This window comes from Enterococcus sp. NPDC086594 (assembly GCF_044746145.1).
Classification (GTDB): domain Bacteria; phylum Bacillota; class Bacilli; order Lactobacillales; family Enterococcaceae; genus Enterococcus_D; species Enterococcus_D entomosocium.
Genome location: NZ_JBIVBP010000014.1, coordinates 22,723 through 43,927, shown reverse-complemented (window position 1 = coordinate 43,927; position 21,205 = coordinate 22,723). Strand labels below are relative to the sequence as shown.

Genomic DNA, 21,205 nt, shown 5'->3' with positions numbered 1-21,205 from the left:
TACAAAGCATTTTGTTTTACTAACATTAAGTAAGAATGTATACTTCATTCTATGACAATAGAAAAGGTGGAATACTATGACAAAATTTCTTGATACGATCAAACAGCGCCGTTCAATCTATGGATTAGGCAAAGATGTTTCACTCTCAGATACAGAAATCGAAGCCATCGTGAAAGAAGCAGTAAAAAACAGCCCAACTGCTTTTAACGCACAATCGCCACGTGCCGTGATTTTATTTGGCGATGCCCACGAAAAATTATGGACGTTAACGGAGGTTGCTTTAGAACCATTGACACCACCGGAGGCGTTTGAAGCAACGAAACAAAAACTTGCTGGCTTTAAAGCAGGTTATGGGACCGTTCTATTCTTTATTCACACAGATACCGTTAAGAACTTGCAAGACCAATTTGCCCTTTATGCAGATAACTTCCCGGTCTGGGCAGAACAATCGAATGGGATTGCCCAAGCGAATGTTTGGGTAGCTTTAGAAGAAGCCGGATTAGGCGCCAACTTACAACATTATAATCCAGTAATTGATGATGCTGTTGTAGCTGAATGGTCAATTCCTGAAAATTGGCAGCTGCGGGCCCAATTAGTTTTTGGTTCAAAACAAAGCGAACCAAATGAAAAAGAATTTTTAAATGATGACGAACGTTTCCGCGTTTTCCATTAAAAACGATTCCCGATTTTAAAAAAAAGACCCTTGATTACGGCCACATACGGCAGCAATCAAGGGTCTTTTAGTCATTTTTTCCTTGATCATGATCGACCAGAATATCGATCGGTGTTCCTTCATTCAAGTGCTCCGACAAAAAAACCACCAATTCAGCTAACGGTTGTTTGAATTTCATTAATGGTCCCCGCATCCCTTTTCGAAAATAGTTCATCTTGATGGGCTGCCCTTCCTTTTCTTGAAATAATACGACCCGATCAATGTCTTGGTACAGTACCCCTTTAATACTCATTGGATGGACAATAATTCGATCTAGGGCTAACCCGCGGCTGTCTAGCACAAAGCTTAAAAAGACAAAACCTGAAACGATTCCTCGCACCTGATTATCCAATTGGTCATCCATCATCAACATGGATAGGATAATCATTACTGAAAAGATCGTAATAGCGATTTTGCTTAGTTTGCGCTCAACAGCAATAAAGTGAATCTCTTTGCGTACCACCAATAAATAGAGGTACAAAACGATCGTAAAGGCACACATCAATAGCGTTAACCCACTCATAAAACTCTCCGTTCTGTTTTCTTTTCCCTATTTTACCAAAAAATGATCTGTTACAAAAGGCTTAGCCTATTTCCTAGGTTTTTTGATATCTATTTTCACCAGAATTCGGTACAATAAGAAAAAAAGGAGGAATTATCATGAATGCATTTTTTGATAAATTACAACGCTATGACTTGCTTCGTGCCGTCGTATATATCGTCTTCGGCTTCATTATCTTGATTGCACCACGATCTGTTTTCAACACGATCGTTTATCTCGTTGCCGGATACATCGCATGTCTAGGAATCATCAGCTTGTATACGAGCTACAAAGAAAAACAAAAGGGCTATCGCAATGTGCAGTCGGTCTCTGGTATCTTACTGTTGATTGCTGCAGCTGCGATTTTAGTTTTTGCTAAAGGATTACTTGCCATCGTGCCATTTTTCTTAGGGATTATGATCACCATCAGCGGATGCACCCGCTTAATGGCAAGCTTTAACCAAAAACGCATTGGTTTACCTTACATCACGAGCTTAATCATCAGTCTTTTGATTATTGCTGCTGGACTCGTTCTCGTATTGAATCCATTCGCCACTTGGCTACTGTTCTTCCAAATTTTTGGCGGTATCTTGATTTTCATGGGGGCATCCGACGCTATTAATCATTTTCAACGAAAAAGAGCCTAATAAATGAGAATGTTTTAAAATTTTCTACGAATCTAACATCTACATGTAGACTTTTCCCGCTATTCCTTTTAAAATAGGAGATATCAAACAGTCAGTCCATTGAGAGGCGGGAGGTGCGACATGAAGAAAATTAAGCAAGAAGCAAAACATCCAAATGATGTGCCGGTAATTTTTTTGACCGATGCAACTGGCAAAGTCGTACGAAAAATCTCGATCAATGAGTGGCGTGCGTTAAAAGCGAATCCAGAACAAATCGAAGAACTCGATATCAAATTGTATCGTGAAGCGATCAGTTTCTATCTTCAAGAAGACTATGCGAAAGCAAAAGATCTCTTGCACTTCTTGATCAATAAAACGGACTATAGTCATTACGAATATGTTGAACGATTAGCCAATATCTATCGCATCGAAAATCGTCCTGCTAAAGAAAAAGTCCTATTGCTGACTGCTTATCATGCAATCAAACCGTTAGAATCCTCTGAAGGAATTCTAAGAAGGATCGAAAATCGATTACAAAAAATCGATGCCTTTGATTTTCCAACTTCGACACAATTCAGTCATTAAAAAAGCAGCTATCTTTCGATAGCCGCTTTTTTTATGCTTCTGGCAGTTTACGCAAAAGACGTAACCCGTTAAACAATACGATCAATGTACTGCCTTCATGGGCAAATACCCCCAACCCAATGTTCATCAAGCCGAATAGATTCAAGCCGACTAATAACGCGACGATAAACATGGAGAAAAAAATATTTTGCCAAATGATCCGATCCATCTTCTTCGCTAAGCGATAGGCATATGCAAAACGCGAAAGATCATTCTTCATGATCACTGCGTCTCCTACTTCAATCGCAACATCTGACCCTTCCCCCATCGCAAAGCCGATGTCTGCTTGAACAAGTGCAGGGGCATCATTGATACCATCACCCACCATGGCGGTTTGTCCGTATGCTTCTTGGAGTGCTCGTACCGCTTCCGCTTTGTTCTCAGGCAAAACATTGGCAGCCACTTGGTCAACCTTTAAGCGCTGACCGATTGCTTCACCAGCAGAAGCACTGTCTCCGGTGATCATAACAGTATGGATACCTTCATTTTTCAAATAATGAATCACAGAAGCTGCCTGTTCGTTCGGCTCATCCATCAATGCGATGATCGCCGTAACCTCTTCGTTGATGGAAAACACGACCATTGTTTTTCCTTGCGCTTCCAATTGACGGTACTGTTGCTCCATCAAACCTGTTAACTGGGTGTTTTCGGTTCTTTTTCCTAATCGATAGGTTTTTGTTCCTGCGACGGCACCTAAACCGGAACCAATCTCGTTTGTGACAGTCAACTGTTCGATTTCTCGTATTTTCTCTGTCTTCTCGAAATAAGTAACGATCGCATCTGCTAATGGGTGGTTGGCTTGCTTTTCCATCGAAACGATGACCGCTGCTGCCTCTGCTCGATCGATCGTATCAGCGAAAACGGCTTCCGTGACTGTAGGTTTTCCGACGGTCAAAGTTCCCGTTTTGTCAAAAGCCACCGCTTTGATCTGAGCGAAATTGGTCAAGTAATTGCTCCCTTTAAAAAGAATCCCTTTTTTCGCTAGATTCGAGATCGCCGATAAACTAGCAGGGACGGCGCTTGCCGCTAAAGCACAAGGAGAAGCCGCAATCATCATTACGATCCCACGATAAAAACTTGTATACCAATCCCAACCAAAGAGAAACGGTGCAGTCAAAATGAACAAAGGAACTGCAATGAAAACAACTGTTACATAGATTGGTTCGATTTTTTTGATTCGTGTTTCGGTCGGTGATTGATTTGATTGCGCCGCTTCCACCACTGAAAGAATTTTTGCGAAGACTGTTTCAGAGCTGTCTTTCGTGACTTCCATCAAAAATGTGCCGTTTCCATTAATCGTACTCCCATAGACTTCGTCTCCTGTAGTCTTTTCTCGAGGAATACTTTCCCCATTGATCGAAGCTTCATTGATGGCACTCGTTCCAGAAAGGATTACGCCATCTGTTGCTAACTGATCACCAGGTAGCACTTGCAAAATATCTCCTTTTTTTATCTCAGAAGCGGCAATTTTTTTGGCTTTCCCATCCGGACCCACCAAACGGGCTTCCGTGGGATTCAATTTGAGAAGATTGGTGATTTCTCGTCGACTTTGTCCCTCGGCGTATTCTTCTAAGAAGTGAGCGCCTGCAAAAATCAAAATCAACAAAGCTGCTTCATTAAAATTTCCTATGACCATGGAACCAATCGCTGCCAACAACATCAAAAGATGTACATTCGGTGTGAATCGCCGATTGGCTCTGGTACTCTTTATGGTATCCTCGATTCCTTCCCACGAAATGTGATAACCTGCTAATAAAACCGCAGCAAAATAAAACCCATCTTTCACCCATTGGTTCGGAACAAAAAGTGCCAGTATAAAGAGCAGTAAGCCTACAAAATAAATGTTACGTGGGAGAGTCCCATGATCGTGAGTATGAGAATGCCCCTCCGTTTTTGTGTGATCATGTTGACAAGTATGTTCAGCCATCATTAAAACCTCCTCTAGTCCATCTGTCATATGAACGATCAATCATATTTATAGACTTATTATATATGAATAAACAATCATATGTCAACCGAAAGAAGTTTTTCTTGTGAAATGTAAGCGTTTTGGGTTTTGTGATTCCTTATGGCATGCTAGAATAAACTTAGGAGAGAAAGGAGTGTTGGTTATGAGAACATTTACTGGCGGTATTTCACTAAGTCCCCCATTAAAAATGTTAAAAGAAAAATTAATGATCGAACAAGATGAAATTCTTACCTTTTCACCCACGATGGTCTTTATCCCTTTAGCACAACATATTGGTGCTCCGGTGGAACCGATTGTTTCCGTTGGTGATTACGTCAAGCAAGGGCAAGTGATCGCTGAGTCTGATGCGTTTGTATCTGCCAAAATTCATGCATCTGTTTCGGGTAAAATCGTCGACATGGTCGATTGGCCGAATCAAAACAATGAAGAAGGAAAAACCATCATCATTGAAAATGATTATGCTTATCAAAATGATTTTTTGTCAGCCCCCTTCGACTGGCAATCTGCTGCTAACGAAACCATCCTCAACAAAATCCGTCAAGGCGGCGTCGCCGGCAAAGGCGGTGCAACGTTTCCCACCCATGTCAAATTCAGTATTGATGAAACCAAAAAAATCCATACTTTGATCTTAAATGGTTCTGAATGTGAACCGTTCTTACGCAGTGATGCTTTCTTAATGCAAAAAGAAGCCCAGAAAATCATTCACGGTGCAAAGATTGCCCAAAAGTTACTGGATGGTCCAAAAATCATAATAGGCATCGAAGATGACAAACCAAGAGCCATTTCAGCCATGCAAGCCGCAAGTGCAGAGGATGACACGATAGAAGTCGTTACTGTCCCAACTGTTTATCCAACCGGTGGTGAAAAGCAGTTAGTAGAGTTATTGACCGATCAAGAGGTGCCGTTAGGTGGTTTGACTGCCGATATCGGTATCGTCTTGATCAATGTTGCCACCAGCTTTGCCATCGGCGAAGCGGTCTGTTATGACAAACCGTTGATTGAACGCTATACAACCGTTACCGGCGATGTTCAAAATCCCTGCATCGTCAAAAATCCGTTAGGAACACTCGCAGGAGAATTGATCGACTTTGCCGGCGGCTTTCAAGGAGCCCCCAGCAAATTGATTCTTGGTGGACCAATGATGGGAAAATCCGTCAAAACCTTGAAAGTTCCGGTCACCAAAGGCAGCAACGGCATCGTTGTTTTTAATGAAGAAACCGATTGGCTCTATGCCGAAAACCCCTGTATTCGCTGCAACAAATGTGTCGAAGCTTGTCCAATGCGCCTCATGCCAATGGAGATCGATCAGTTTTATCGAGCGGGGGATTATCAAAAGTGTGAAGAATTATTGGCAGAAGCATGTATCAATTGTGGTGCCTGTACCTTCGTCTGCCCAGCTAAACGTTCCTTAGCTGCCAATATCACTGCCGCAAAAGGCAAAGTTGCCCAGTTGCAAAAGGAGGCGAAGGAAAGTGCCTGATTATTACAAGGATTCCGATAGCGAACGTCTCTTTCAGCAAAGGAAAAATCAAGAAACACCCCCAAGCCCCCATATTCGCAGCAATGACGAGACCATTAAAATCATGGGGTGTGTGGTATTAGCCTTGCTGCCAGCAGTTTTATTCTCTGGCTACCTTTTTGGATTGAAAGTTTATGGCTTGTTTTTCATTGCACTAGCCACGGCGTTTGCTGCCGACGGACTTTGGTCCTATCTTGTCAAACGGCCGTTTCGCTTCGATTTAAGCATCGTCGTGACGGCCTTGCTTTTAACGATGAACCTCCCACCAACCGCACCTTGGTATTTTCCCGTGATTGGGGTGGCGTTTGCCGTAATCATCGTCAAAGAATTTTTTGGCGGTATTGGTTATAATTTTCTAAATCCAGCCCTCGGCGGTCGAGCCCTGTTGATTGGCTTGTTTTATAACCAAATGTTTCTAATCAGTTGGCCTGATCCACCTTTTGGCAGCATCGCACCTGATGTCGTTTCGCAGGCTACAGCGAACGATGTTGTTTCTGGTGCCACACCATTAGCTGTCATGAAAGCAGGAGAAACGTTGAGTGGCTCTGAACTAGTGGATGCCTTTTTAGGATTTACCGGAGGACGAATCGGTGAAACCAGTGCCTTACTTTTACTGTTGGGTGGGATTTTTCTCGTTTACAAGAAAATCATCTCCCCTCGTATCCCACTGATTATCTTTGCGACGATCGGGCTCTTTGCTTTTATCCTTGGTCCAGAAGGACTTTTTACTGGCAGTTGGCAAACGGTCATCGGTCATATCATCAGTGGTGGTGCCATGTTGGGTGCGATTTATATGGCGACTGATTATTCTTCGACACCAGGAACAAAAGCAGGAGAAAATCTTTTTGCCTTAGGCGTTGGCCTCCTCGTTGTGCTCTTCCGTTTCTTTGGTTTTACAAATGAAGGCATGAGCTATGCCATCTTGATCATGAATTGTTTCACCCCACTTATTGATCGCTTCTTCCGCCTTCGCATATTAGGGGAAGGAAAAAAGACCCCGTTCAACCTTAAAATCATGAGCTAAATCGTAAAAAAGGAGGGTTCCTTATGATGATCGCCAATCGGCTAGTGGTCTTTCTAGTCATTCTACTCACAAATTACGCCTGTCAAAATTTGGCACCGACCGTCAAAGAGAAAAAACCGAACGTGACGACACGGGTGGTTTTCCTCTCAGGGATCATTGCGGTCGCTTACTTGTTCAGTGGGTTAAGCTTTTATCTTTTACTTCAAAATCGTTTCGTCTATGGCAATCAAGTGGTCACCAACTTGGTAAGTGCTGCCATCATCGCCTTGATTGCGGGGGGCTTGTGTTTACTGATCGTTCCTGCAAAAAAACGTTTCTTGACGACTGATCTAAAAAAAACGCTCCTAGTCAATGTTCTCTTGCTGACGATCGCCACCGTGACCCAATTTCCCTATACCGATTATTTAACCAATTTATTTGTTGCTGTAGGCATGTATTTCCTCTTTTCTTGTGCTTTGTCAGGGGTTCATACACGGAATCAAATTGCCACGATTCCGCCAATTCTAAAAGGTTTACCGCTGGATATCGTAACACTTTTTCTATTCTATCTAAGCTTTTCCTTTCTCAATGGTGTCTTCTTCAATTATTTATTCTAAACAAAAAGCAAGTCCCGCTTTGGAAGCGGAACTTGCTTATTTTTTGCGGAATAACTCTCTGAAGGAACCGATCAAAAAACCAGTCGAAAAAGCATTTTGTGCTTTTTGCTCTTTTTCAGCAGCGATTTTTTGTCGGGTTCGCAGCCCCTTATTGGCATTTTTGGACTTCTTCCCTTCACGGAGTTCTTTCGAAGCCTTTTGAAACTCATTTGAGAAACGATTATACCCAACCATGTCGTTTCCCTCCTTTCTTTGTGCTTGACCTATAATAACGAGGATTTATTATAGGAATTGCCTTTCTGATGCAAATCAGGTAACATAACAGACAGAAAGATGATTTATCCCAGGTTTATCAGAAAGGAAGATCCCATGAACGAAACCCACACTGGATTGTTAGTCAATAGCCGCGTTTTTCAAGAAACGCCAATGATGCTGACAGGTATCCAACTTTTAGAAGACCACAAAATCGTAAATTGCATTATTAAGGATCGCTACTTAGCCAGCTATGTCTTACGCCTTCCATTAAATAAATACCAATTAGAAGTTGAAGGAAAATGGAACAAGCGGGAACAGTTAGTGATCAAACATATGAAGATCAAGAATATCGATGAATTTATTAAAATCGTCGGTACGCCAGAATAACAGGACTCACGAAAAGCAAGTGCAGACAACTGCCCTTGCTTTTTTTCTGAAAAAATCCAGCTGATTTTTCCCGCGTGTTCCTCCGATGTTTATCGCGACATTCTGGTAAACCGATCGATCAAGGCTTTTTGCTCCTCTTTGATACCGATCGCCAACGGTTTGATCATTAATTTGACAGTGGACGAAGGTGTCTGAATCTGAACTTTTTTATTTACCACACCGCCTAGTTGTAATTTTGTGATCTCATGGATCATAATTGTCTGCATCCCTTTTTCATGAAATTGCAGATCTAACTGAATCAAGTGGATTTTTTCTTCGTCAACCACCACGATAAAATACTTTGGTGTTGGCAGGGCAATCATTTTGGCTTCCTCGGCATAACCAGCCAGTTTTCCATGGAACTTCGCACGGTAGCTTTCTAAATCATCTTTTTTCACGATCCATTTCATCAAAAGCCACATCCTTCCTTAGATACCTTAAGGATACCTGCAGAAAACGCTTTTGCACAACAATATGCCTGCTTGTTTCCTCACATAGCCCCATTCAACACGTTTGATCATCAAAGACTTTTCCTCTAGACATAGACGTTTTTGTCACCACGACTGCTGAGTCAAGCAAAAAGACAGCGAGGCGCTTAGTGCCCTTCGCTGTCTTTATTTGGATAGTAGTGTTGGAAAAGTCGCAGAAAAATCGGTGCCAGCATCAAATAAAAGATGCCATTCCCCGCTGCATGCAACGCATCAAAGCTCACTCCTTGAAAATAGTAAGCCCAAAAACTAGGAAACCCATAAAGCTTGACACTGATCCAAGATATCACAAAGCCATACGCAAAACCTGCAAATACACTATAAATGACTTGTAAATACAACTTTTTCATAAACAGTTTGCTTTTTGATAATAGATACATTCCAAAAATTACGACGGCATAGCTAATCAATTGGGCAATCGTCCATACCCCCATTCCCATGTAAAAATTGGTAATCAGCATCGAGAGCAGACAAACGATCAATCCACGACTAAGACCTAAATGGATGGTTACTAATAAAAAGATCACCGTCATTGGTTGAACATTGGGTAAAGGTTGAAAAAGTGTCCTGCCGACGACGGCTGCTGCTACAAGCAACCCTAAATAAGCAATTTCTTTTCCAGCAAATACAAGTGGTTTATTCGAATTTTTCATAGGTGAAAACCACTTTATCGTTGTTTCCTAAAAAGGTATCATCTGCCCCAGTCGTAATCATTTCATCATTGATCGTATATGTCCAATAATAGCCAGCTTTTTCATCTTGGGCTAAACCGTCGATGCTGGTGATCATCCCTTGATTTTCTTCCAAGTCAAAGTTCTCTTTCATGATAGTCATCAAAGAAACCCCTTCTTTAAAAGTGACCGTTTTGGTTTCGATCTCCTGGTCTTGCTCTTCACTTTTATTATTGAAGCTGATTTGGGCAGTGCGCTCTTCGGCATTTTGTTGGACTGACGAAGAGTCACTAGAGGAGTTACCCGCATCCATCGATGGTTTGGCACATCCGGCAAAAACCAGACTTAGTAAAAAAATATAACTAAAAATTACTGTTTTCTTCATAATAATGGCTCCTTTGATTTTTTTTACAACACCTTATTGTACTAAAAATAAATAAAAAAGGCGAAATTTTTTTGTTCCCCTCTATAGAAAGCATTGTAAATCCATGTGACTATGGGTATACTAGCTTCAATCATTCGTAAGAAGAAATGAAGGAGTGTTGGAAAGATGGATAGAAAAAAAGCGTCCTGTACCACTTTACTAGTAGGAAAAAAAGCATCGATTGACGGCTCGACCCTGATTGCCCGTAATGAAGATTCAGGGAGCGGTTCGGAACCGCAAAAATTCGTCGTCATCACTCCAGAACAGCAAGGAAATGAATTTTACGCCGTTTTAAGCGGCTGTCGAATCCGTTTACCTAAGGATCCCTTACGTTATACTTCGACACCTGAAGCAGATGAATCCCAAGGAGTCTGGGCAGCTTCAGGAATCAATGAAGTAAATATCGCCATGACTGCGACAGAAACGATTACGACCAATTCACGCGTTTTGGCCATTGATCCATATGTGGAAGATGGTATCGGGGAAGCTGATTTCGTCAGCATTGTACTGCCTTACATTCATTCCGCTAAAGAAGGTGTTCTTCGCCTAGGGGAACTCTTAGAAACCTATGGGACCTACGAAGCCAACGGGATCGCGTTTTCTGATGCCGAGGAAATTTGGTATATGGAAACCATCGGTGGACATCACTGGGCAGCTGTTCGCATACCAGATGATGCCTATGTCGTGGCACCCAATCGCTTAAACATTGATCACTTCGATTTCGCCTCAGAAATGACGTTGTGTTCGCAGGATCTCGAACAGTTGATTGAAGACTATCAATTAAATCCTGATTTTGAAGGCATTAATCTACGCCATATTTTTGGCAGCTCCTCAGAAAAAGATACCCGTTACAACAACCCGCGGGCATGGTACATTCAAAAACACTTTAGCGGAACAGTTGCTGAACCGATCGATCAAGAGCTCCCGTTTGTATGCTACCCAAAACAAAAGCTATCCGTGGAAGATGTAAAATGGGCATTGAGCTCCCACTTCCAAAATACGCCTTTTGACCCTTACGGTACAGGGACCGAGACACAAAAAACACAATTTCGATCGATTGCTCTCAATCGCAACCAGCAAGTCCATATTTTGCAGATCCGCAACCACGTGCCTGCAGCAATCGCTGGCATTCATTGGCTCGCCTTTGGCCCCAATACCTTCAACGGCGTTGTGCCCTTTTATGCAGCTATCACTAAGACCCCACTTGGCTATTGTGATACGACAAAGACCTACGATCCAACAAATAGCTATTGGTTAGGACGCACCTTGGCGTTGATTGGGGACAGCGACTACGATCGCTATAGTGATCTTGCCAACCGTTTTGAAATGGAAACGATGGCGGCTTGTCGCCGCATCCAACAAGAAACTGATCGTAAAGCTTCCGCTGAAAAGGAGCCTACTCGTCTGCTTGAAGAAGCCAACGCTGAGATGGCCGAACTGTATTTAAAAAATGCAACAACGTTACTAGGAAAAATGGTGGAGTCTGGCAGTAATAAAATGGCCTTGCGTTTTTCTTTAGCCGATTAGTCAATCGTTGAAAATAAAAGGATTAACAAAAACTTTACATGGAATTGCAGCAATCTAAACATTGCTCTCCTATACTAAAGATACCAATTCGTTTTCTTTTTCCTTGCTGGTACAAATCAAGCAATTGATTTGTACTGGTCCCCCTATTGAAGACCAGTTGGGAAAAAACGTTGGGAGGAATGAGCATGACTGCAAGTATTTATCGGACTGTCACCAACGAAATTGTTAAAGGTGAAATCATCAAGAGCCAGAGTCAGCAAGATATGCTGATCATTCAAGACAAAAAAGGCTATTTCCATGTCGTTGAACCAATCCCCGCTACTACTACATCAACTCCCCACAGGACCAAAGACTAAAAAATCCACTGGCGATCAGAAAGAATACAGGATCTTTCTGATTGCTCAGTGGGTTCTTTTTTGTTATGTCAAACTCAATGTGAATCGGTTCAATCCATCAATGAGTTTTTCTCGCGAACAGCCAACGTTTAGGCGTAAAAAATTTCTCCCTTCATTCCCATAGATTTCCCCTGACATAATCGCGACTTTTCCCTTACGAATCATTCGTTGCTGCAATTCCACCATCGTTAAATCCAGTGCTGTACAATCAATCCACATAAGATACGTGGCTTCGCTTTTCGTGACCACGAGTTCTGGATGATATTCCTGTAAATAAGCAATCACATAAGCAATGTTATCATCCAGATAGTCATTGAGCTTATCCACCCACTTACTTTCATTATCGTAGGCAGCAATCGTTGCGGTCATGCCAAAAATACTGGTGGAGCTCAACCCATCGGCTTCTTTCAACTGAGTTAAGAAGCGATCACGCAACTTGGAATCAGGAATAATTCCATAAGAATAAATCAACCCTGGGAAATTAAACGTTTTGCTTCCCGAAGTAACAAGGGCTACATTTTTTTGCAACAATTCAATGATTGGTTGATGCCTTTGTCCTTTTCTTACAATATCCATATGAATCTCATCAGAGATGATAAATACATCATGGATTCTCGCCAATTCGATCATTCGTTGCAACTCATCTTTTTGCCAGACTCTCCCAGTTGGGTTATGAGGACTACATAAGAGAAGAACTTTGTTTTCAGGCTGTGCCATCAATCTTGTTAGCTCTTCAAAATCAATGCGATACGAGTTGGCATCATAGATGAGTGCATTAGGTACGATTTTTCTTTTGTTCTCTTTGATCATTTTATAAAACGCATCATACGCTGGCGTCTGAATAATGATCCCATCTCCTGGATTGCTGAGTAAGGTGACGAGTAGTTTGATGCTATACATGACGGAAGGACTGTAGACCAGCCAATCGCTGTCGATCCTACTTTTAAAGCGTTCAGAATACCATTTGCAGACCGCTTGCTTGAATTCATTATGATTCCAACGTGTATACCCAAATACCGGGTGCTGCATCCGCTTGATAAGTGCCGCTTCAACTGCAGCTGGCACCTTGAAATCCGTATCGGAAATCGTAAATGGCAACAAGTTTTTTTCACCAAAACGGTCTTCCACATAATCCCACTGGGTACAATGGGTTCCTTTACGATTGATTGGCTCATCAAAAAACATTTTCTTCACTCCTACTACTTGACAATTTTGCTAAAGAATCGCATCAAGTTGATTTCTGACTGTTGTTACTTTCGTTCCAATGATTACTTGAACGTTCGTATCATCTAAGTGAACGACCCCAAGCGCACCTAGTTTTTTTAGCCGTTCATCATCAACCAATGTACCATCGTTTAGAACGAGGCGTAGCCGTGTAATGCAATTGTCTAAAGAATCAATATTGCTTGCTCCCCCTAAAGCTGCCAAAATACCATGGGCATCGTAGCCACTCTTTCCAGAATAGGTCATTTCCTCTTCCAACTCATTCGTTTGATCGTTGTTCTCTTCTCTACCAGGTGTCTTCAAGTTCTTGCGAAGGATCACTGTTTTAAAAACAAAGTAATACAGGGCAAACCAGCAAGCTCCTACGATCAGAACGAGCCACCATTTTGTATATGCGCCTTGCATCACGCCAAAGATAAGAAAATCAAGCACGCCCCCATCGGTATTTCCAATCGTGACACCCAATAGACTCATTACCATAAATCCAGCACCTGTCATGATGACATGAAAAATCCATAATAAAGGGCTGATGAATAAGAATAAAAATTCGATTGGTTCAGTAATTCCTGTCACAAAAGTTGCAATGACGCCTGAAATCAACAAGCCTTTTATCTTTGAACGATTCTCAGGTTTTGCTGTCTGGTACATAGCTAATGCTGCTGCCGGTAAGCCAAACATAAAGGTTGGCATTTTCCCTTGAGACAAGAACGCCGTTGCACTTGGTGAGATGCTTAAACCGTTTTGTAATTCCGCATAAAAAATATTTAACGCCCCAAAGACTTGCTGACCATCGATCAGCTGACTTCCCCCTGCTTCGGTAAAGCGAATCATGGAAACCAAAATATGGTGTAACCCAAATGGCAGTAATAAGCGCTCACCTGAACCAAATAAGAACGGACCGAAAGGACCAGCTTGTTGGATCAAATGTCCGATTCCTGTGATGATCATAGCAAACAATGGCCAAATCATCGGAATGATCACCCCGACCACAGCTAAAGTAAGCGAGGTGATGATTGGAACAAACCGGGCTCCTGAAAAGAAGGCAAAACTATCTGGCAATTGAAAATGGTAGAAGCGCGTATGCAATTTATAAACGATCAATCCTGCGATAATACCACCTAGAACACCCATTGATAATGTTTGAATGCCAAAAACGATCTCTTGTCCTGCTTCTCGAAGTTGATCTGCAGTAGCTAATTGATTCGTTTCTTGTAAATAAAAATTGATGGATAAATGCATCACGACATAGCCCACAAAGCCTGAAAATGCCGCAACTCCCTTCTCTTTTCGTGCTAGACCTAAAGGAATCGCCATCGCAAACATGACGGGTAAGTAACTAAAGGCAAACCCACCGATCGTTGACATGAAACGAAAAACCACTTGAAGCCAAGAGGCACCTAAAAATGGGAAAACGTCGATCGTTGAAGAAGATGAAAATGAACTACCAATCCCTAAAAATAAACCCATGAATGCGAGTAAAGCGACTGGCAACATAAATGTTTTCCCAAGTCCTTGAAAAATTTCCATCCAGCTTGCTTTCTTTCCTTTTTGCATATCATTTCCTCCTAACACTTTTATCTCTTAAAATGTAAACGATATCAAGAAGGCTTACAATACAGTTACCAAAACAAGAATGACCATTCACAAAATGGAATGGTCATTCCGGAGCAAGTACTTCTTCGATTTGATTGGCGTATTGAATAATTAAAATATCCAGTAACGCTGCTAAAGAGATCCGTGGGCTCAAATCGACTTCATGATGATAAATCGTTGTCATTTCAACAGAAAAAGAGAAGGTGGCAAGCTTTTCCAACGTGCTTGTTGATTGACCAATACAGGCTAAAATCGGCACACCTCTTTGTTTCAACCGGTTAGCATAATTTAGCATCCCGATTGTTTCCCCACTATGACTAATAAAAATAGCCATATCTTTTTTTGATAGTTGATTAGCGATGGTTGTCAATTCATCCCAATCCGTTGAAGCGCCAACCGTTTTTCCTAAGAACCGCAACTTTCGACTCGCAGATAATGCAACCGGCGCACTTTGCCCTAAAGCAAAAAATTCGATTCGTTGTGCTTGCTGCAACATTTCCACGGCACGCTGAAAGTCAGCCTCTTCAATCATTGATAAGGATGTCGTCAGCTGGTCAATCATTTGCTTGATCAGTGGGGATAAGCCAAGAGAAGCTTGAGTAGATGATTTTCTTTCAAGAGTTTGATAATTCTTCAGTGAAAATTTGAATTCTTGAAAACCGGTAAAGCCAAGCTTTTTTGCCATTCTGCTGATCGTCGCTTGACTGGTGTACGTTTGGGAAGCTAACTCATCGGCCGTCATTTCTGAAACTTTCTCGGGCGCCCTTAAACAATAGTTAAGGACCGTTCTTTCTACTCGGTTCAGCTCTGGAATTTTGTATTGGATTCGTTTATATAAATGATTCATCACCTGCTTCTCCTCCCTACTATTGCTTCATTCTTCCGTCTCCACTATGCTTCATTTACTCATTATACCTTCCCTCAACAAAAGTACAAACTGATGATGAATGGCTTGAAATAAAAAAAAGGACTCACCCTTTGAGGAGTGAGCCATCTTTGTTATTTTCTTTGCATCGGTCATCTGTAGACAGTCACTTCAGTAAACTCTTGCCCGTTGCCGTAATCATTTTCTTTCGTTTGACGCTTTCCATCAATTCGTTGTTTGCAACTGGCAAGTCCATTTTCGACATAGTTCACTGTATTTGCAACGATCCTTATTATAGTTGCTAGACCTTTCATCAAGGGATCATTTGATTCCATCCTCTATTCCCCCATTTCTATCACGCTTAAGCCGCTACTGGCTTTTTCTTATAACAAGTATAAAAGAAGTACCTTAAACGAAACTAAAAGAGAAGAACTTCGACAAAAAGAAAAGCAGACTAGTTTCTCTTTTTGGTAAAATATGGTAAATGTAATAGGAAAGGATGATCAGTCTCATGATAAAAACTTTAGTGGTAGCCAGCCATCCGGATTTCCACAATTCGCTTTCCCAACGATTCTTTAGTGAAAGTGCCAAGCTTCCTAACGTCACCATGCATTTCCTTGATGATCTTTCTGATTTTTCTCTCGCCAATGAACGGATGCTGTTGCAAACATGCGATCGTTTGATTCTACAATTCCCCCTATATTGGTACAGCGTTCCAGCAAAAATGAAAGCTTGGATCGATACGGTTTGGGAAAAATGTGCCCCTGCATTGGTGGGCAAGGAAATCAGTTTCGCCGTTTCTACCGGCGTTGCCGCCAAAGAATTTCAGCTAGGCGGCCGAGAAAATACGACCTTCAATGAAATTTTGCACCCACTGGTACTCATGGCAAAAAAACACCAAATGACGGTACTCCCCATCGTTGTCCTCGATCAACTGATGTATAAATCAGAACAAGAGAAACGAGCCTTTGTCATTGCCTATCAGCAACTTTTATTAATGCCGGCTCCCTTTACATTTGATCAAAAGCAACAATGGTTTAGCGAAAAGCTGGCGCGTTTGGTTTCTGAAAAACCGCAGCTTGCTCCTTTGCTATCCTTGTTGCAGGAAAACCATGAAACGTTGATCGAATTAGATGACGCTTTAACTGAATTGGAGGTGCTGTGATGGATCACGAATGGCTGAAGCCACTGATAGAGCAGTCAATAAAAGAAACAGCTGACTATCACGAAAAAGCATTTTTGCAAGAACTAGAGAAGTTGCTTCATCAGCAAGAAATTCGAATCGAATTGAAACAAGGAGAACTTGACGGAAAATTGTGGAATCCTAGTGAATGGTAAAATCTGCACTTGTATCCAAGAAAAAACTTTGTTCCACCTAGCTATAAAACATGCTGGGTGGGCCAAAGTTTTTTTGAATCGTTTCTTTTGCTTGTTAACTAGGATTCGCACATACTCTTTGTAGCAGCGATATAGGCTGCTTGCAAACGTTTCGTGATCGAACCCAATGTACCATTGCCAACTGATTTCCCATCTACTTTGACGATAGGCACAATTTCCCAGACAGAATTGGTCAAAAAACATTCTTGCGCGTTGTTTAGTGCCTCAACAGGGACAGGTTCTTCTCGATAAGGAATTTCTAATTGCTGACACAACTGTAGCACCTTCATTTTCGTGATACCTGGTAATACCAAGCGTCCATCCGGATGTGTATAGACGATACCATCAATGACAAACCAGAGATTTGATGCCGAAGCTTCCGTGAAACATCCATCTCGTTGCAGGAGTGCATCATCGAACCCCGCTTCGATCGCTTGATCTAGCGCTAACAGATTTCCTAACAAGCTCAATGATTTGATATCACAATGCAACCAACGCTCATCTGGAAGAACGGTCGCAGATAGCCCTGCATGCTGCATTTCCAGAGGTCGTTCAAAGGGGATCACATTTGCGGTCACGACTCCTTTGACTGCTCCAGCAGACGGAAACTCGTGATTGCGGGGAGAGGCGATTCCTCTGGTGATTTGAAGATAGATCTCTCCTTCTGTGATTCCTTCGGTTTTAACCAGTAACTTAAGGTTTTCAGTTAATTGGGGAATTGTATAAGGCAACGTCAGTTTAATTTTTTGCGCACTACTTTCTAAGCGAGTCATATGCTCCCCTAACATAAAGCAGCGACCATTATAGATTCGAATCACTTCATAGATTCCGTCACCATACTGATAACCGCGATCTTCAATGTCAATTTTCACCGCTTCTCGATCAACGATTTGATCGTTCCATAAAACCTTCATTTCCTCACTCCTATCGTCCTTCTCGTTTCAATAAGTATAGCATTTGTCTTTAGGCCTTGCTACGTAGTGCTTAAAAACAAAAAAACCTGCTGATGGAGACCGCTCCAACAGCAAGGTAGAACATTTTCGTTATAATGAATCTTTATCAATTACAGATCGTTCTAATTTTCGTTCTTGAAAAAAACGCAACAATGTACCAGACATTGCCATCACGATCGAATACACTGGCAGTGCCACAATCATGCCTACAAATCCAAGCAAGTTGCCGGCAATCAATAATAAGAAAACCGCAATGATTGGATGGATATGCAATACTTTTTTCATCACTAATGGTGAAACAAGATATGATTCACCTAACTGAATGATCGTGATTCCGACAATCAGAAAAATAGCTGTTCGAATGTCTTGACTTAACGCAAATAAAAAGGCTGGTGCTGCTCCGATAAAGGGGCCGAAATAAGGAATAATGTCCAGAACGCCGCAAATTAATCCTAATAGTAAGGCATTTTGTAAGCCTAGCAAAGAAAAAATGAAATAGCTTGAAACCGCAACATAAGAACAAACCAGCAATTTCCCACCGATGTACGCTGACGCTGCTTGATGAAAATCACTACAAAGTTGTCGCATTAAGCCTTGATAGTTTTTCGGTGTCTTACTTGCCAAAAAATCAGGAACTTTCTCACCGTCTTTAAACATATACACTAATAACAGTGGGATCGTAAACAAGACGATCGCTGAATGAGAAACGATGGAGATCAAACTCGTCAGACTATTGGTTGCCCCGGTAATAAACTGTAAGGCAAAGTTGCTAGCTTGGGAAATATCAATCGAATCAATAAAAGGACCAAATAATTCTTCTAAATAAGAATGATCAATAGTATCGATCACCAAATTGATGATGATGGGAATTTGATTGATAAAACGCCCCATCTCATAGGCTAATGCTGGTCCAATCACCTGAACGATCAAATACGCTGCAAAAACGATCAGCAGCAATGTCGAATATAGCGCAATGCTTTTCTTTTTCGTTCTTTTTTTTACCCAATTAAAGAAAGGTAAAAAGATGTAAAAAATAAAAATTGAAATCAATACTGGTAAAAAGACACTAGAAAAGATGGCTTCCAGTGGTCGAAAGACAAACAGTATATTTGAATAGATCCAGACCGCGATCCCTAAGAGACAGACGATCACTAGACCTGCAAAAATTTTTGATTTTTTAAGAAACTCCAATAATAAATCCTCCTGATTCTAGAAAGTAATTCAACTTCTTTCAGTTTAGCATAATTTTAAAAACGAAGGATGATTTCAAGAAGAATTTTTCAAAAATCCATGTTTTTCATAGCAAACTTTCAATTAATTTAATTTTTTTCATCTCTACATCTCGAATCTAATCAATTTTGATGAGCTGAAAACGGCAACGGAATATGCAACCGTCTGACAAAGTAGACTGCTGAAGCAAACTGGAGCAACCCTAGCAAAAAGAAAATCACATGCAAGACATTCCATTCTTGTAATAAGATGACCTGCACGATGATCCAGACAACTAAACTCATGCCTAAAAGCATTACCCCGTGGTACCCTTTGTTAAGCCGCAAGAGGAAAACAACAATCAGATTACCCAAACCTAAGATAGCGAACAAAAACAAGCCGGGAATTAAGAAGGTCGTGAAGGGTGTTCCTTGCAGCATGGCCGCTTCCAAACCAGCAAATGTCTCCCCTTTGCTTAACGGCTCAATGCTTTTAAACGCCAATAGACTTCCTCCACAAGCGCCAACACCAATAAAGAGACACAAAAAAAGTAACGCAAAGCGCATCTTCATTTTTCTCCACTCCTTCTTAAAACCCAACGCAACTAAAAAAATATTCTCAGTGACACATCGATTTTCTTATTCCTTATTCGCTTTTTGCTGAATAGATAAATGCGGCAATTTGCTGCTCTTCCACAGAGGAAAAGCCACACGCCTCATAAAAATGACGCGTTTTTTCTGTGTTGTCCGTAATCAAAACCTTTTGCCGTATTGATGGATGATTCGCCAGCATTTTTTTGAGTAATCGCTGACCAATTTTTTGACCTTGGAACTCGGATGCTACTAATAGATCTTGAATATAAAGAATGGTTTGTCCATCGGTTATGCAACGGATAAGCCCCACTAGCTGCTCTTCAACATAGGCCGTGATCACCTCTGAGTGGGCTAACGCTTTTAAAAGACGCTCGGGATCTTTAGTATAGGCGCTCCAGCCAACTCCCTCATACAAAGCGAGTACTTGATTTGAATCAGATGGTAATTGGTCTTTAAAGACGATCTTCATACTTTTCCTCCTTGTAATAACTTAGCGACAGGGTGGAACAATAGAAATAGAGTTGACAGCTCTTTTCCAAACAAACTCTTGTTATTAAGCCGTAATGCATTGCTTGACTAAAGAGTATCCTGAGGAAAAGCGGCTGTCAACTCTAATTACGAAATACTTGAAGAACAAAATTGAACTGGTTCTGTTTCTAAGCCAGGACGTTAATCAATCAACAACTCATTTTTTAAACGTTGGCTCGTCGTCTGTTGCTCTTCAGGCGTTACTTCTTGATAGGAAATTCCATATTCTCCTCTGAAGCCATCGCCGGTGAACCCACTGCCAGCCATTTGGTAAGACTCGACAGTCCCTAATGCTGATTGATATTGGATAAATAATTGACTCATTTGCGAAAAAGTTAGATCGGTTTCGCCATTTTCTCCAATGATCGTTAGCAGATCCTGAATCCGCATCACGCTGGAAAGTGAAACTAACTCTTTTGCCAGAATCTCAGTCACTTCTCTCTGACGGCGCTGACGGCCATAGTCACCTTCTGGATCATCCTTTCGCATACGAGTATACTGAAGCGCCTCCCAGCCATCTAAATCGAGGATCCCCTCTGGGTAATCGATTTTCTCAGCAGTAAAAGCAAATTCATTTTCAACCGTGATGCCACCAATTGCATCAACAAGATCTGCCATCCCATCCATGTTTAAGGAGAAATAATGATGGATCGGTATATCAAGATATTGTTCGACGGTTTCAATCATCATTTTTGCCCCACCAAAAGAATGGGCATGATTGATTTTATCATGGTACCCTTGTCCCACGATTTCCACATAAGCATCTCTAGGAATACTCGTGAGGGTGGTTTTTCTTGTGGCAGGGTTCAACGTTGCTACCATGATGGTGTTGGCGCGAAAATCGGTTTTGCGACGAGAGTCATTGGCGATCCCTAACAAAAGAAGGCTTAGAGGCTCGGCATTTTCGATGACTTCCGCCTCTTCTCGTCCTTCGATTGGACGATGGATCGAGTGGGCAACATCCTCTACTTGAAAATACACCCTAACCGCATAGACAGTTCCTGCTGAGATAATTCCGGTCAGCAATATCAGGAAAATGATTATTAGTTTTTTTGCTGTACTCAAT

The 21,205-nt window shown here is 41.6% G+C and carries 26 protein-coding genes; 11 read left to right on the top strand and 15 right to left on the bottom strand.

Features of this window, described 5'->3' with window-relative positions; translation table 11 throughout:
* The first annotated feature begins 76 nt into the window (after nucleotides 1-76).
* Nucleotides 77-673: a nitroreductase family protein gene (locus tag ACIPK1_RS15190; RefSeq protein ID WP_008381927.1), complete on the top strand. Its 597-nt coding sequence runs from the start codon at nucleotides 77-79 to the stop codon at nucleotides 671-673.
* 67 nt (nucleotides 674-740) lie between these two features.
* Here the strand turns inward: ACIPK1_RS15190 and ACIPK1_RS15185 are convergent, their stop codons facing one another.
* Nucleotides 741-1,235 (bottom strand): hypothetical protein, encoded by a 495-nt coding sequence (locus ACIPK1_RS15185; protein WP_005236128.1) that lies wholly within the window; start codon nucleotides 1,233-1,235, stop codon nucleotides 741-743.
* A 137-nt stretch (nucleotides 1,236-1,372) separates the two neighbouring features.
* Between ACIPK1_RS15185 and ACIPK1_RS15180 the strand changes: the two genes are divergently transcribed.
* Both ACIPK1_RS15180 and ACIPK1_RS15175 read left to right on the top strand, forming a co-directional pair.
* The gene (locus tag ACIPK1_RS15180) at nucleotides 1,373-1,900 is read left to right on the top strand and encodes an HdeD family acid-resistance protein (protein WP_008381929.1); all 528 of its coding nucleotides are present in this window, start codon (nucleotides 1,373-1,375) and stop codon (nucleotides 1,898-1,900) included.
* A 120-nt stretch (nucleotides 1,901-2,020) separates the two neighbouring features.
* Nucleotides 2,021-2,464 (top strand): hypothetical protein, encoded by a 444-nt coding sequence (locus tag ACIPK1_RS15175; RefSeq protein ID WP_008381931.1) that lies wholly within the window; start codon nucleotides 2,021-2,023, stop codon nucleotides 2,462-2,464.
* A 31-nt stretch (nucleotides 2,465-2,495) separates the two neighbouring features.
* Here the strand turns inward: ACIPK1_RS15175 and ACIPK1_RS15170 are convergent, their stop codons facing one another.
* The gene (locus ACIPK1_RS15170) at nucleotides 2,496-4,430 is read right to left on the bottom strand and encodes a heavy metal translocating P-type ATPase (protein ID WP_139960490.1); all 1,935 of its coding nucleotides are present in this window, start codon (nucleotides 4,428-4,430) and stop codon (nucleotides 2,496-2,498) included.
* Between the two features lie 184 nt (nucleotides 4,431-4,614).
* Between ACIPK1_RS15170 and rsxC the strand changes: the two genes are divergently transcribed.
* Genes rsxC through ACIPK1_RS15155 form a run of 3 tightly spaced genes read left to right on the top strand, consistent with a single transcriptional unit; the run spans nucleotide 4,615 to nucleotide 7,611 of the window.
* On the top strand, nucleotides 4,615-5,952 hold the full coding sequence (rsxC, locus tag ACIPK1_RS15165) for an electron transport complex subunit RsxC (RefSeq protein WP_008381935.1): 1,338 nt from the start codon (nucleotides 4,615-4,617) through the stop codon (nucleotides 5,950-5,952).
* The gene (locus ACIPK1_RS15160; protein ID WP_016612117.1) at nucleotides 5,945-7,015 is read left to right on the top strand and encodes an RnfABCDGE type electron transport complex subunit D; all 1,071 of its coding nucleotides are present in this window, start codon (nucleotides 5,945-5,947) and stop codon (nucleotides 7,013-7,015) included. Before rsxC ends, ACIPK1_RS15160 begins: the two co-directional genes overlap by 8 nt.
* Before the next feature lie 23 nt (nucleotides 7,016-7,038).
* The gene (locus tag ACIPK1_RS15155; protein WP_008381938.1) at nucleotides 7,039-7,611 is read left to right on the top strand and encodes a hypothetical protein; all 573 of its coding nucleotides are present in this window, start codon (nucleotides 7,039-7,041) and stop codon (nucleotides 7,609-7,611) included.
* Nucleotides 7,612-7,647: 36 nt separating this feature from the next.
* On the opposite strand, the gene ACIPK1_RS15150 is transcribed toward ACIPK1_RS15155, so the two are convergent.
* Nucleotides 7,648-7,845: a hypothetical protein gene (locus tag ACIPK1_RS15150; protein WP_005236143.1), complete on the bottom strand. Its 198-nt coding sequence runs from the start codon at nucleotides 7,843-7,845 to the stop codon at nucleotides 7,648-7,650.
* Between the two features lie 135 nt (nucleotides 7,846-7,980).
* Between ACIPK1_RS15150 and ACIPK1_RS15145 the strand changes: the two genes are divergently transcribed.
* The gene (locus ACIPK1_RS15145) at nucleotides 7,981-8,253 is read left to right on the top strand and encodes a hypothetical protein (RefSeq protein WP_005226206.1); all 273 of its coding nucleotides are present in this window, start codon (nucleotides 7,981-7,983) and stop codon (nucleotides 8,251-8,253) included.
* Nucleotides 8,254-8,342: 89 nt separating this feature from the next.
* Here ACIPK1_RS15145 and ACIPK1_RS15140 read toward each other — a convergent pair whose 3' ends face one another.
* The 3 genes from ACIPK1_RS15140 to ACIPK1_RS15130 form a co-directional block, all read right to left on the bottom strand.
* The gene (locus tag ACIPK1_RS15140; RefSeq protein WP_005236147.1) at nucleotides 8,343-8,714 is read right to left on the bottom strand and encodes a hypothetical protein; all 372 of its coding nucleotides are present in this window, start codon (nucleotides 8,712-8,714) and stop codon (nucleotides 8,343-8,345) included.
* Between the two features lie 173 nt (nucleotides 8,715-8,887).
* Complete coding sequence (locus ACIPK1_RS15135; protein ID WP_016612116.1) at nucleotides 8,888-9,433, bottom strand: ECF transporter S component; 546 nt, start codon at nucleotides 9,431-9,433, stop codon at nucleotides 8,888-8,890.
* Nucleotides 9,417-9,836 (bottom strand): DUF4430 domain-containing protein, encoded by a 420-nt coding sequence (locus tag ACIPK1_RS15130; protein WP_016612115.1) that lies wholly within the window; start codon nucleotides 9,834-9,836, stop codon nucleotides 9,417-9,419. Before ACIPK1_RS15130 ends, ACIPK1_RS15135 begins: the two co-directional genes overlap by 17 nt.
* Before the next feature lie 165 nt (nucleotides 9,837-10,001).
* Here ACIPK1_RS15130 and ACIPK1_RS15125 point away from each other — a divergent pair, with 165 nt between their 5' ends.
* Together ACIPK1_RS15125 and ACIPK1_RS15120 are read left to right on the top strand one after the other, a co-directional pair.
* Nucleotides 10,002-11,402, top strand: a complete 1,401-nt coding sequence (locus ACIPK1_RS15125; RefSeq protein ID WP_086317380.1) for a C69 family dipeptidase — start codon at nucleotides 10,002-10,004, stop codon at nucleotides 11,400-11,402.
* A gap of 185 nt (nucleotides 11,403-11,587) precedes the next feature.
* Nucleotides 11,588-11,758, top strand: coding sequence for a hypothetical protein (locus ACIPK1_RS15120; RefSeq protein ID WP_005236154.1), 171 nt, complete (start codon nucleotides 11,588-11,590; stop codon nucleotides 11,756-11,758).
* 63 nt (nucleotides 11,759-11,821) lie between these two features.
* Here ACIPK1_RS15120 and ACIPK1_RS15115 read toward each other — a convergent pair whose 3' ends face one another.
* The 4 genes from ACIPK1_RS15115 to ACIPK1_RS15100 all read right to left on the bottom strand — a co-directional run bounded on the left by ACIPK1_RS15115 (nucleotide 11,822) and on the right by ACIPK1_RS15100 (nucleotide 15,814).
* Nucleotides 11,822-12,982 (bottom strand): MalY/PatB family protein, encoded by a 1,161-nt coding sequence (locus tag ACIPK1_RS15115; protein WP_086317378.1) that lies wholly within the window; start codon nucleotides 12,980-12,982, stop codon nucleotides 11,822-11,824.
* A 30-nt stretch (nucleotides 12,983-13,012) separates the two neighbouring features.
* Complete coding sequence (gene malX / locus ACIPK1_RS15110) at nucleotides 13,013-14,575, bottom strand: maltose/glucose-specific PTS transporter subunit IIBC (protein ID WP_008381946.1); 1,563 nt, start codon at nucleotides 14,573-14,575, stop codon at nucleotides 13,013-13,015.
* 103 nt (nucleotides 14,576-14,678) lie between these two features.
* The gene (locus ACIPK1_RS15105) at nucleotides 14,679-15,461 is read right to left on the bottom strand and encodes a MurR/RpiR family transcriptional regulator (protein ID WP_144330333.1); all 783 of its coding nucleotides are present in this window, start codon (nucleotides 15,459-15,461) and stop codon (nucleotides 14,679-14,681) included.
* A gap of 170 nt (nucleotides 15,462-15,631) precedes the next feature.
* Nucleotides 15,632-15,814: a hypothetical protein gene (locus ACIPK1_RS15100; RefSeq protein WP_008381949.1), complete on the bottom strand. Its 183-nt coding sequence runs from the start codon at nucleotides 15,812-15,814 to the stop codon at nucleotides 15,632-15,634.
* Nucleotides 15,815-15,978: 164 nt separating this feature from the next.
* Here ACIPK1_RS15100 and ACIPK1_RS15095 point away from each other — a divergent pair, with 164 nt between their 5' ends.
* Nucleotides 15,979-16,644 (top strand): NAD(P)H-dependent oxidoreductase, encoded by a 666-nt coding sequence (locus ACIPK1_RS15095; protein ID WP_035007267.1) that lies wholly within the window; start codon nucleotides 15,979-15,981, stop codon nucleotides 16,642-16,644.
* Entirely contained in the window at nucleotides 16,644-16,817 is a 174-nt protein-coding gene (locus ACIPK1_RS15090; protein WP_005236169.1) for a hypothetical protein, read from the top strand. The genes ACIPK1_RS15095 and ACIPK1_RS15090 overlap by 1 nt, the downstream gene beginning before the upstream one ends.
* A 98-nt stretch (nucleotides 16,818-16,915) precedes the next feature.
* Here the strand turns inward: ACIPK1_RS15090 and dat are convergent, their stop codons facing one another.
* The 5 genes from dat to ACIPK1_RS15065 form a co-directional block, all read right to left on the bottom strand.
* Entirely contained in the window at nucleotides 16,916-17,770 is an 855-nt protein-coding gene (dat, locus tag ACIPK1_RS15085; protein ID WP_008381954.1) for a D-amino-acid transaminase, read from the bottom strand.
* A gap of 129 nt (nucleotides 17,771-17,899) precedes the next feature.
* Nucleotides 17,900-19,000, bottom strand: a complete 1,101-nt coding sequence (locus tag ACIPK1_RS15080; RefSeq protein ID WP_008381956.1) for an AI-2E family transporter — start codon at nucleotides 18,998-19,000, stop codon at nucleotides 17,900-17,902.
* Between the two features lie 161 nt (nucleotides 19,001-19,161).
* Nucleotides 19,162-19,590 carry a hypothetical protein gene (locus tag ACIPK1_RS15075; RefSeq protein WP_008381958.1) on the bottom strand — a complete coding sequence of 143 codons (429 nt, stop codon included), beginning with the start codon at nucleotides 19,588-19,590 and terminating at the stop codon, nucleotides 19,162-19,164.
* 73 nt (nucleotides 19,591-19,663) lie between these two features.
* The gene (locus ACIPK1_RS15070; RefSeq protein ID WP_005236183.1) at nucleotides 19,664-20,080 is read right to left on the bottom strand and encodes a GNAT family N-acetyltransferase; all 417 of its coding nucleotides are present in this window, start codon (nucleotides 20,078-20,080) and stop codon (nucleotides 19,664-19,666) included.
* Nucleotides 20,081-20,280: 200 nt separating this feature from the next.
* Entirely contained in the window at nucleotides 20,281-21,204 is a 924-nt protein-coding gene (locus ACIPK1_RS15065) for an LCP family protein (RefSeq protein ID WP_008381960.1), read from the bottom strand.
* Nucleotide 21,205: the final 1 nt, after the last annotated feature.